This window comes from Mycobacterium gordonae, assembly GCF_002101675.1.
Lineage (GTDB): Bacteria > Actinomycetota > Actinomycetes > Mycobacteriales > Mycobacteriaceae > Mycobacterium > Mycobacterium gordonae.
Window position 1 is genome coordinate 1 of the sequence record NZ_LQOY01000045.1, and the last position, 10,262, is coordinate 10,262.

7 protein-coding genes and 1 pseudogene are annotated in these 10,262 nt (G+C 66.8%); 4 read left to right on the forward strand and 4 right to left on the reverse strand.

Translation table 11 applies throughout. The features are described 5' to 3' along the window. Window positions 1-138: 138 nt before the first annotated feature. Entirely contained in the window at window positions 139-552 is a 414-nt protein-coding gene (locus AWC08_RS08060; RefSeq protein ID WP_085087651.1) for a hypothetical protein, read from the reverse strand. 417 nt (window positions 553-969) lie between these two features. Between AWC08_RS08060 and AWC08_RS39370 the strand changes: the two are divergent. Both AWC08_RS39370 and AWC08_RS08070 read left to right on the forward strand, forming a co-directional pair. Then, window positions 970-1,014: pseudogene (locus AWC08_RS39370) on the forward strand (hypothetical protein); the annotation flags it as partial. Window positions 1,015-1,231: 217 nt separating this feature from the next. After that, window positions 1,232-2,011, forward strand: coding sequence for a tyrosine-type recombinase/integrase (locus AWC08_RS08070; RefSeq protein ID WP_159459973.1), 780 nt, complete (start codon window positions 1,232-1,234; stop codon window positions 2,009-2,011). A gap of 274 nt (window positions 2,012-2,285) precedes the next feature. On the opposite strand, the gene mobF is transcribed toward AWC08_RS08070, so the two are convergent. Continuing rightward, window positions 2,286-8,225, reverse strand: coding sequence for a MobF family relaxase (gene mobF, locus AWC08_RS08075; RefSeq protein ID WP_085087657.1), 5,940 nt, complete (start codon window positions 8,223-8,225; stop codon window positions 2,286-2,288). Window positions 8,226-8,593: 368 nt separating this feature from the next. Between mobF and AWC08_RS08080 the strand changes: the two genes are divergently transcribed. Beyond that, the gene (locus tag AWC08_RS08080) at window positions 8,594-9,052 is read left to right on the forward strand and encodes a hypothetical protein (RefSeq protein WP_085087662.1); all 459 of its coding nucleotides are present in this window, start codon (window positions 8,594-8,596) and stop codon (window positions 9,050-9,052) included. Window positions 9,053-9,067: 15 nt separating this feature from the next. Next, window positions 9,068-9,640 carry a hypothetical protein gene (locus tag AWC08_RS08085; RefSeq protein WP_244906484.1) on the forward strand — a complete coding sequence of 191 codons (573 nt, stop codon included), beginning with the start codon at window positions 9,068-9,070 and terminating at the stop codon, window positions 9,638-9,640. 95 nt (window positions 9,641-9,735) lie between these two features. Here the strand turns inward: AWC08_RS08085 and AWC08_RS08090 are convergent, their stop codons facing one another. Beyond that, complete coding sequence (locus tag AWC08_RS08090) at window positions 9,736-10,089, reverse strand: hypothetical protein (RefSeq protein ID WP_085087665.1); 354 nt, start codon at window positions 10,087-10,089, stop codon at window positions 9,736-9,738. Further along, the coding region (locus tag AWC08_RS39550; protein ID WP_473234612.1) for a thioredoxin domain-containing protein at window positions 10,086-10,262 on the reverse strand (177 nt) is incomplete at its 5' end. The genes AWC08_RS08090 and AWC08_RS39550, both read right to left, overlap by 4 nt.

A 10,262-nucleotide genomic window follows, 5' to 3' on the forward strand; every position in this document is an offset into this window, starting at 1 on the left:
GGGCGGGTCACCCGGCGTGGGTGCTGGCTGGGGGAGCTTGGTCACGTCCTGGTCCTCATCGTCGCTGCAATTGTGGCCACGCGGGCGGCGCTGCGCCTACGTCAAACGCGCGCCGACCGCGGGCCTGTCGTTGGCCGGCTACCAGCTGTTGACGACGCGCTCTAGGCGCGCCTCCTGGTTGGCGCGTTCTTCGGCTGCGGCGTCGGCATCGAACTGCGCTGCGCGGGAACAAAACTCGGCGATGGTCGCGAGTTTGAGCGGGACGCCGGCGCGGGCCAGGATCCACGCGTCGGCTTCGGTCCGTTCGGCGCGGGCCATCTCAATCGCGGGCGCCAGGTCGGCTCTGCGCGCCGGCGTTAGCGCCGGCGGCACCGGATAACCAGCCACTCGGACACCCGAGGCGGCGGCACACGCGTGAAATCCGCGCAGCGCTTCGGTCCAGACCACGGCGGCGTTCTGCGCGTCGTGCAGCTGTTGCATGACGGCGCCGCCCTTGCGGATCGCAGCGGCGTCGTCGTCGAGGTCCAAGCCGGCTTCGGCAGCGACCCCCATTCGCTAGACCGCTAGCGACGGCAGAAGCACTCAGAGTCCGCAACTCTCGCCGCGGCGCCCAACCGAGTGGCATCTCAATCTAACGAAGATGGTGTCGTCGTCGCCGGCGGGCGGGGTCGCTACCGCGAAGGTCGGCATGAGTTCCACACGACGCCGCGGGTTGCGATGCCGCGGATTTGAGTGCCAATTGCCTGTGGTGCGACACCTTGGTCATCGACCAAACAGACATCCGGGCTCGTCGCAAAGCCTGTTGTAAGAAATCGAACGCAGCGTGCCATACGTAGCGCAACACCATGGAACCCGTTGACCCTGGAAGACACGCTGGTCGGACGAACACGGTCATAGTCCAAGCCGTCGTGAAGGGCAGATAACGACGGGTCCTCGAAGTTCGCCTTCCTGGTCACCCCGATCCGCATCGTGTGCGCCAACACCCAATCGGCGGCGTTGCGGGATGCCAAGGCCAGCTGGGGAATCCGGCACACCGGCGGGGCGCGAGCGGCCATCTCCGAGGCCCGCAACGCGCAGGCAAGCCTCCGAGATCCCGAAGTCCCTCGCAATCTGGCGCAGCGGGGCTTCACCCTTGCGGGCCACGGCGATCACGTCAGCCCGGGAGTACCATCTCGCATGAGGCGGCCGGAAGGCGGGACCGAGAATGCGAGCCAACCCTAATGCCCAGGAGATGGCGGATCATCCGACATCCTTTGGCGCGTACGCGGAACGGTGGCTGACGTCGCGCAATGTCTCAGCACGCACGCGTGATCACTACCGCCGCCTCCTTACAGCGCACCTTTTGCCTGCATTCGCCGGAGTCGATATCGCCGCGATCGACGAGAATGACGTCCGTGAGTGGTACGAGGGTTGGACTGGCCCGCCGACCGTCCGAGCTCATGCATACTCGCTTCTGCGATCGGTCATGCGCGACGCGCTGGCCGACGGTCTAATCGGCGCCAATCCCTGTCAGATCCCCGGCGTCTCCACCTCGCGCACCAGCTTCGAGTTTCGTCCTGTGACTAGCGCCGAGATCGAGACCATCGCCGCAGCGATGCCGCCGGCCTACCAGGCGCTCGTGCCGATGACCGCCTGGTTAGCGATGCCGCTCAGCGAGCTGGTTGAGTTGCGGCGCAAGGATGTCGACTTAGCGCAGAAGGTCGTCCGCGTGCGCCGCGCGGTGGCGCTCGTGCGAGGCCGATTCCAGGTGACTACTCCCAACAGCACCGAAGGAATCAGGGATATTGCCATCCCAGCAGCGCTGCTAGCGGAGCTCGACGCGCATCTTCGACGCCACGTAGCGCAAGGCCGCGAGTCGCTATTGTTTCCGTCGGTCCGCGACTGCGATCGTCACCTGTCGCCGTCCACGCTGTATCCCATGTTCAGTCGAGCCTGCGCTGAGGCTGGGCGACCCGATCTGAGAGTCACCGACTTGCAACGATGCCGTTTAATTTTAATACTGGGGCCGTAAATCGGCGCGCAACCAGCTGACTGGCCCGCCTAGCGGCGCTGCCAAGGAGACCGGCGGTTGCCGGCGCGGCGATGAGCAGCAGCGTATTCGCCTGTTGAGACGCTAACCGAAACTTTCTTCGGCGCAAGCCCTCGACTTCAGTCGGGGGATAGCCGAAGAAAGTTTCGGTCATAACGTCGACGTTGGAGTTCGGCCCATAACAGAGCCGGAGCCCGAATCACGTTCATCGATGCCGCCGCTTTTGCCTGCTGCACACGCTCCAACAGTTCACAGTTTACAGTTCGCGGGTGCGGTCGTGTTCGTGGTCAGTTGCGTCGATGCGGTCCCACAGGTGGGCATGTACCTGGTAGCCGGTCCTGTGTTGTTGACGTAGCTGGCGGCGACGGTGGAGTGCGTCGGTGACCTCGGTGTCGAGTAGCGCCGGGTCGCAGCGCTCGGCTTGGTCGAGGACTGCGTCGAGGTCGGGCTGGGCCGCTCTTCGCGCGGGGGTGGCCGTGTCGATGGTGAGGGTTACCGACCAGGGGAGGTCCTGGTGCAGCAGATCCAGCAGGGGTGCCGACGGCGCCGGGGGCCAGCCCCGGTCCTGGCCGTCGACGAGGAGCAGGCGGGCGCCGGTGTCGGCGGCGTGTTCGGCCAAGTCGGCGAGTACTTCGGGGGGCGCGTGGCTGGCCCGGTCGACGACGATGGTGGTTTGGTTGTCGAGTTGTTCGCCCTCGTTTGCGATCAGGCGGTGTAGGTCGGCGACAGTGTGCACGGCTTCGGCCGGATCGGGTTCGGCGATGCGGGCGGCGCGGTCGCTATCGGTGCTGCACCACAAGATGCGGTGCTCGCCTGTCCGAGCCGTCTCGCGTAGCACCCTTAGCGCGTCTAGTGCCGTCTCGCTGTCGCCGGCGTGCACGGCGGTGACGGTGAAGCCGCTGCGCGTCATGGCATTTAGGCCTCGGGCGGTTTGCTCGGACAGCTCGGCGGCAAGATCGGGCGGGATGCTGAATCCGCGCTCGATTTTGTAGTCACCGGCGGCGGTGAGCATGTCGAGTTCGGTGTGCAGCGCGGCCATGTTTTCGTGGATGTGTTCAGCGTTGCGCGTCTCGGCTTGGGCGAACGCGAGGGCGGTGGCGGTTTCGGCGCGTTCGAGCGCCGCGGCGAGGCGGTCACGTTCGGCGCGGGCGGCGTTGAGTGCGGCGATGTCCTCGTCCTGGGCTCGCCCGCGGGCGGCGTCGACGTCCTCGGCGGTGACGATGCGGTCGTTGCCGCCGGCTGCCTGAGCGCGGCGGGCCATGGCGTCGGTGAGTTCGGCGTGGAATTGGGCGGCCGGGGTGGTCTGCGGCAGTGCGATCAGGGCGAGGCGGACCGCGGCGCGGGCGCTGGCTAGGTCGAGTTCGGCGGCGTTGGGGTTGTTTTGGAGTGCGGCGAGCTGGTCGCGTTCATGTTGTACATAGGCGGTCATAGCGTCGTAGTGGTCTTCGGCGTCAGCCCACCGGGCCATGACGTCCTGGACGGCCAGCATGTAGGGGCGGTCGTGTTCGGCCCGGGCGCGCAATGCCAGCAGCGTGGGCGCGGCGGCGCGCATCGCCGGGCCCTGGTCGGCCATCACCAGGGCACGTTGACGCTTGAAGGCTTCGGCGGCGGCGTGATGCTGGCCGCGCAAGGCGACGACGTCGGCCACCACGTCAGCGACGGGGCGCGGCAGTGGTCGCTCGGTCAGCAGATCCTCGAACGCCAACTCGTCGTCGTTGTCGAGCACCTGCGCGTAGGGCTCCGGTGGGACCTCCTCGTCCAGGGCGGGTGCGATGAGGCTTCCGGCGTAACCGAGGCCCAGTTTGGCCAACAGGGCGTCATCGGACAGGCCGGCGGAGTGCGGGTTGTCTTCGCCGGTGGCGTATTCGGGATCGGGGTAGCGCAGTTGGAGTTCTTCGTACTCTTCGTCGGTGAGCGGCGCCTGGTCCGGGAGCGGGATCTCTTCGCGGTCGTAGGGGTGTTCGCCGGTGAACAGGTCCACGGAGTAGGTGAGCAGGCGGGCGTATTCGTCGGCACGGATCGGCGGGCGGTGGTCTTCGGCGTGGTCAGCGTCGCGCAGGTGTTCGTAGGCCACCTCAAGCAGCTCGCGGGGTCGCCAGCGGGTGGGGTCGGCATTGTCGATCGCGGCGACCAGACGCGCGAATGCGGGGTCGGCGGCGATGGTTTCGGCTTCGGCGCTTCCGAACACGGCGGTCAGATCCGGCAACCAGGCCGGCCGCAAGTGTTGGTGGGTTGCCTCCAAGACGGCCGGTTGTAGACGTCCGGCTAGGCGCCACCACAGGGCGGCGCCGGGCATCTGGTCGGGCAATGGTCCCTCGGCGGCGACGTCGCCGAGTAGCTGGGACAGGTTGATATCGGTGCGGGCGACCTCGGCCAGATGGGCTGCCAGTTGTGGCCAGTAGGGGTCTCGGCGTACCCGCGGGTCCACGGTGTCGACGAGGACCTCGAAGCGGGCGGTGGCCGGGCAGGTGCGCCCAAGTGCCTGGGCAGCGGTGTCTTCGAGCATCGTCTGGATGTGGCGGTCGCGTACCGCGTACTGGTCGGGGCCTGTTAGGCGGGTGTCGGCCGCCGAAACCTCGTGGGCGGCACGGAAGACCGCGATTTCGGCGCGTAGTTCCGGGCTGGCGCCCAGCAGTGGCCGCGCCCAGGCCGGGGCGTTACTGGCGTCCCACTTGGCCGCGGTCTCGCGGATGGCCGCGGCCAGACTGGTCACCAGGTCGTGGCGGGCGTGCAGGTAAGTCGCCTGGTCATCGTCGTCGAGAAGACCGGCCGGCAGATCAGGCAGCCAACGCAACGGGCCGGTGCGCGCTGAGTGCGCGCCGCTGCTGTCTAGGCGCCAGTCGAGCACGGCAGCTGGATCGGCGGCCGTGCTGAGGTCGCGTTGCGCGACGGCGTCGCGCAGACGGGCAATGGGGTTCTCGCCCGACACGGCGACGGTGGCCAGGTGCATCCGCAGGACCGGCCAGGCCGGCATCCGGGTTAGGCCGGTGTAGACCTGGTTGGCGGCCGCGTCGATCGCTGCCATGCGGCTGGGGCCCAGGGAGTTTTCGGCCAGTGCCCCAACCGAGTGGGTGTACATCCGCGCGGCCATGCACAGCCGGGTGAACGGGTCTGCGGCGGTGTCGGCTTCGGTGGTGGCCGACACTTGCGCCCCGTCGTGGCCCAGCACCCGTCGCAGGACGTCGATTGCGGTGTTGGGGTGGGTGGCTTTCGGGGTTAAGACGTTGTGGGCGTCGGTTTCAGCGGTTTCGAGGTAGATGTGGCTTTCGTCGGTGGCGCGGGTCATCGCGACGTAGAGCTGCTGGCGGGTCAGGCTTTCGGATCCGATGACGTGACACGTTCCGGTGGCGGTTCGTGATCCGATGGTCATGCCTTGGGAGGCGTCGATGGTGCAGGCGTAGCCCAAGGTGGTGTAGGCGTTGACGTACCACGCAGGGAGGGTGACTTTCTGCCCTGTGTCGATGCGAGCGACCGCGAGGGAGCCATCGGTTTTCACCGTCTCGACGCGCCAGCGTTGTCCGTTGCGGACGAAGTCCCGGCCGCCAGCTAGGCGCAGCGTGCGCTTGTTGCGGCGGGTGGCCACGATGTCACCGGCTGATGCGCGCAGCCCGTCGGCCAGGGTGGTTTCGCGGGTCTTGGCCGCGGTGGTGGCGTGTGCGGGGTCGGCGGCCTGTGCGTCGAGACGGTCTGCGCGGGCGCGTTCGTTGAGTTGAGCGACGATGTCGTTAGTTGGAGCCAGCATTGCCGAGTCTCGGCCCGCGGCGTTGTCGTTGGCCCATCGGCTGTAGGCAGCGTCGATGATGGTGTCTGCGGAGCCGACATGGATGCGTTGGCGGTCGGCGTAGAAGGCCAGCCCGGCCGGGTCGCCCTCGCGCAGCGCCAAGCCGGCTTGAGCCTCGGCGCGAGACTTGAACCGGACCACCTCGGTCAAATTCAGGGCGCCGTAGGTTCTTTCGATGTCGCGGAGAATCCCGCCGGCAGAAATCGACGCCAGCTGCTTGTCGTCGCCGATCGCAGCAATCCTGGCCCCGCGAGCCTGGGCAATCGTGTTGACCTCGTCGAGCTGCAGGGTGCCAGCCTTGCCTACTTCGTCGATGATGATCAAGGTGTCGGCGTCGATGGCGTCGAACCACTTGCGCGCGGGATCATCTGTGGCATTGGGGTTGCGGCGCAGCCAAATGAATTTCTCGATGGTGTCGGTGGTGGTCTTGATGTCATCGCGCAGCACTTGGGCGGCGTTGGCGCTGGGGGACAGGCCCAGCACGGTGCCCCCGGATTCCTCCCACGCTCGCGCCAACACGGACATGGCGGTGGTCTTGCCGGTTCCGGCGGGTGCTAACGCGAGCTGAAACCGCGATCCTGAGCACGCCATCTCCCGGACCATCGTCTCCTGGCTGGCGTTCAATGTCCGTCCGCGTTCGGCTTTTTCGGCCAGCAACGCCATCTCGATCAGGGAGGTGTCCAGGCGGCGGCCGTCGGTCTGACCGGCGGAGTGCAGCACCCGTTTTTCCGCCGAGAGGATGGCCTGGCTGGTGAACAGTGCAGTGCCGTGAGTGCTGTACACACTGGCCCCGTCGCGCCGTCGCAGCACCGTGGGTTCGGCGAGGTCGGTGTCGGTGGTCCGGGCGTGTTCCACGCTGTTGGGCTGACTAAGGGCGACGGCGGTGATCGCCTCGACGACGTCGTGATCGGTGGCCCAGCCCGCCGCGCGCGCGACCCGCAGGGCCTCGGCGTAGATGTGGTTGCGCTGCCAGCTCGACCGCGATTCGGCGACGGTCTCCACGACCGCGCTGGCCTGTTCGGCGATCCATTCTTCAGTGATGTCGGCCGCCTGGCGGCGCCGTGGTGTGCGAACGGCCATGAGCATGTCCGACAGTGCTTGCGGGCTGCCCAGGATCTCGATGGCTTGGGTGCGCCACTGCTGACGCTGCTCGCCCAGGGAGCGCGGTTCGTGCTTGGCGGTACGGGTTTCCAGGGTGGCGCGCTGGTGCAGCGCGATCGCTTCGATCGTGGTCGGTTCGCGACCGTGGTCAGCTTGAAAAGCCTTGGCCAACTCCGTGTAGCGCGCTTTGATCATCACCCGCCGCGAGGAGAAGCCCTCATTGATTTCGGTAGGCACACCGACGATCTCGCGGACCGGGCGCTTGCCCCGTTCTGCCGGGGGTGTCTCGGCGAAATGCAGCCCGACGCGTTCAACGGAGAGCGCTTCGATGCGGGAGTTGTAGAACTCCGAGGCCGCGACCGTGCCCTTGAAGAGTGGTCGGCCATCGAGAGCCAGCCAGCGGTAAATGCCGTCGTGTCCGCGAGCGCGGACCTTGTTACTCACCGCTAGGTGGGTGTGAAGGTCGGGGTCTCCGGCGCGGCTGTCGCGGTGAGTGAAGGCCGTGGCAATGACGCCGTCTACGTCGAGTTGGGCCACCCCTTGGGCGCCCATGCGGGTGAACGCCATATTGCTTTCGATGTAGTCCAGCGTGTCCGCGACGGCCTGATCGTGGATCTCTTCAAGGGTTTTCGCCATGTCGTGCGGCGCCAGCGCCCACAGCACCGAGAAGCTCTTAACCGGGCTGAACGTGAAGTCGTATCCGGCGGTGGAGGTGGTCTGGTCGCGGGTCTGGGTCGCGATGAAGCCGGTCAGTTCCCGATCATCGAGCGGCGGGCGGTCATAGGTCTCGGCGAACAGCTCGCGGGCGATCTGAGTGCGCATCTGGGCGCGCAGCGTCTCGTCAATTGGTGCGTTCCACGACAGGCTCTCGCTGAGGTTGTGGTCGCGGTAGGCGACCGCGAGGCGGCGTTGTAGTTCGGTGGAGGCGTCGTTGATGACGAACGGGCGGCCAAGGCTCACAGCCTCTTTGGCAGCAGCCTTGGGCACACCCATGTTCGCGATCAGATGCTCGGCGATTTTGCCGGCGTTCGGGTGCAGTCCCAGACCGAACAGCGCCTTCATTTGATCTTCGGTGACCGCCGAGCCGGGCTCGATACGCCACATCCGGTCTTCGAGGTCGGTGACCCAGGTACGTGAGGGCTGATCGGCTAGACCGGCCAGCCCTTTACCGACCCACTGTCCGGGGGACTCACCCTTTTCGGTGTAGTAGTCACCCAGGGATCCGCGGCCCCGTTGGTCGGCGTCGTGCGCGGCGGTTTGGCGGATCAGGTAGAGGTACCCGTCGCCCGCTGTGAGCTTGTGAATGCCCATCATGACCGCGTCACAAATCAACGGTAGGGGCCCGTCGGGACACTTCTGGGGAATCTCGTCGCAGCTACCCCCAAACCGGGCCGTTACCGTTTCGTGACCTTAGTGCAAGAGGTGTGTGGTGCGAAGCGGGGGCAAAACCGGAGGGTGCAGGTAGAGGGCGGATGTGGTGGAAACGAGAGACGAAACGTGAGGTGGTGGACGGTGGTGGATCGAGAGGCAGGATGGATGACAAGGCAGGTCAGTAGCAAACTGCAGTGTGACGGCTGAAAAGCGAAGAGTGAGGCGCTGGACGGTGGGGAGCGGCGGTGCACGCGAGAGGGTGCTGCGAGATTCGCCGGAAGTGTCCTGGGTCGCCCCTACGATTGGCCCGCATGGAGAAGACCACGAGTCGCAAGTTGGCCCGTCGGCGATTGCTGGAGGCTCAGCAGCAGGCGGCGGCAGCGCGTGTACAACGTGAGCGCGCCAATCTCGCTGATATGACGGAGTTCACGGTGCGCATGGCGCAGGTGGAGGAGGTCGACGCCTGGTACGCAGGGCGGGTCGAAAAGTTGAAGGAAGAGGCGGAGCGTAAGCGCCACGCTCACCGCGCTGCAGCGGGAAAGGCGTTGCACGCCATGCGGTTGCGCGGCGAGACGATAGCGAGCATCAGTAGCACCACCGGCCTGAGCGTCAGTCGGCTGCGTGAGTTGTTGAAGTTCGCATCCGAGGACCACACGGAGAATGCCGCGCAGTCGGAGACGCCAGACGCCCAGGTGGTGGCGCTGCCCAACCGTATGTCGCCAGAGACTGGTAACTACACACCGCCGGAAGCTGCGTTGGGCGCCCACTAGGGAACTCCATCAATTATGTTGGGCGACAGGATGATCACCGAAGGTGGGCGCACCCACCGGAGTTCGCGACCGCTACCGCTGCGTGTTGATCCCGTCGAGCATGCCGACGAGATCGTGCGGTTCCAACGGCGCATCGTGATGGGTCCGCTGGACACCGATTGCCACGTCTGGAGCGGTGGGCTCAGTGACGACGGGTACGGCGTCTTTCGCATCACCCGCGATGGCGTCCGCCATGTGGTGCGGACGTCGCGGTACGCGCTTGCGTTGTCGCTCAAAGGGATTGTGCTGGGACCGGACGTGTTCGCCTTACATGAGTGCGACAATCCGATTTGTGTGCGCACAACGTGCGCGGAGGAGATCACGCGGGGCGTCAGGCCACACGTGGTGGGCGGTGATCGGCGCGACAATATGCGGCACATGGCGCGCATGCGGCGCGGCGGCGGCCGGCGTGCCATCCTGACCCGTGAAGCCGGTGCGGTGTCGCGGGCCGAGCGCTCACGTGCCATCCGCGCCGCCGTTGCCGACGGGTGGGATGCGGACCTGGTCGCCGCTGCCTTGTTAGGAGCAAGGCAGCCGACGTTGTGGTGACGGGGCGGCCTTGCGTGTATGGGTGGTGGTAGACGCATGCAGCAGGACGGCGGTCGTGCCGACGTGCAGTTCGGTGGTATGCATGTCGGCGGCTTTCACTGGTGCGGGCCGGGCCGCTGGGATAACCCCTGCGCGTCGGCGCGGTGGGAGTCGTAGAGGGTGACTACTCGCGCCAGGGCGCGGGCTTGGGCGGTGGCGGCTCGGGCGTGGTGTTGCCAGTCGCGGCGGGTGGGGGTGCCGAACAGGCCGCTCAGCGGCATCGGGGTGGGAATCCAGATGTCGCCGTTGGGCCAGCGGATGACCTCACCGGCGGGGGTTGCTGCCGGGTCGGGGTCTGATGCGGCACGGCGCGACGGGCGGGTGCGCTGTGCGGCGAATCGTGCGAGGACCCCTGCTACGGACGCGGCGGCAACAGGGCGCAGGCCCCGGCGCCAGGCTGCGGTTCTCATGCGGGCACCGCCTGCATGAGGTCGTTGACCAGGCCTTTGATGCGGTCGGGACGAAAGCCCGACCAGTGCTGGTCGCCGGCGATGACCACGGGCGCCTGCAGGTATTCTCCAGAATCCGAATGTCTCATGAGACATCCGGATTCTCGTTGTTCTGGGCGGCGGTGCACGAATTC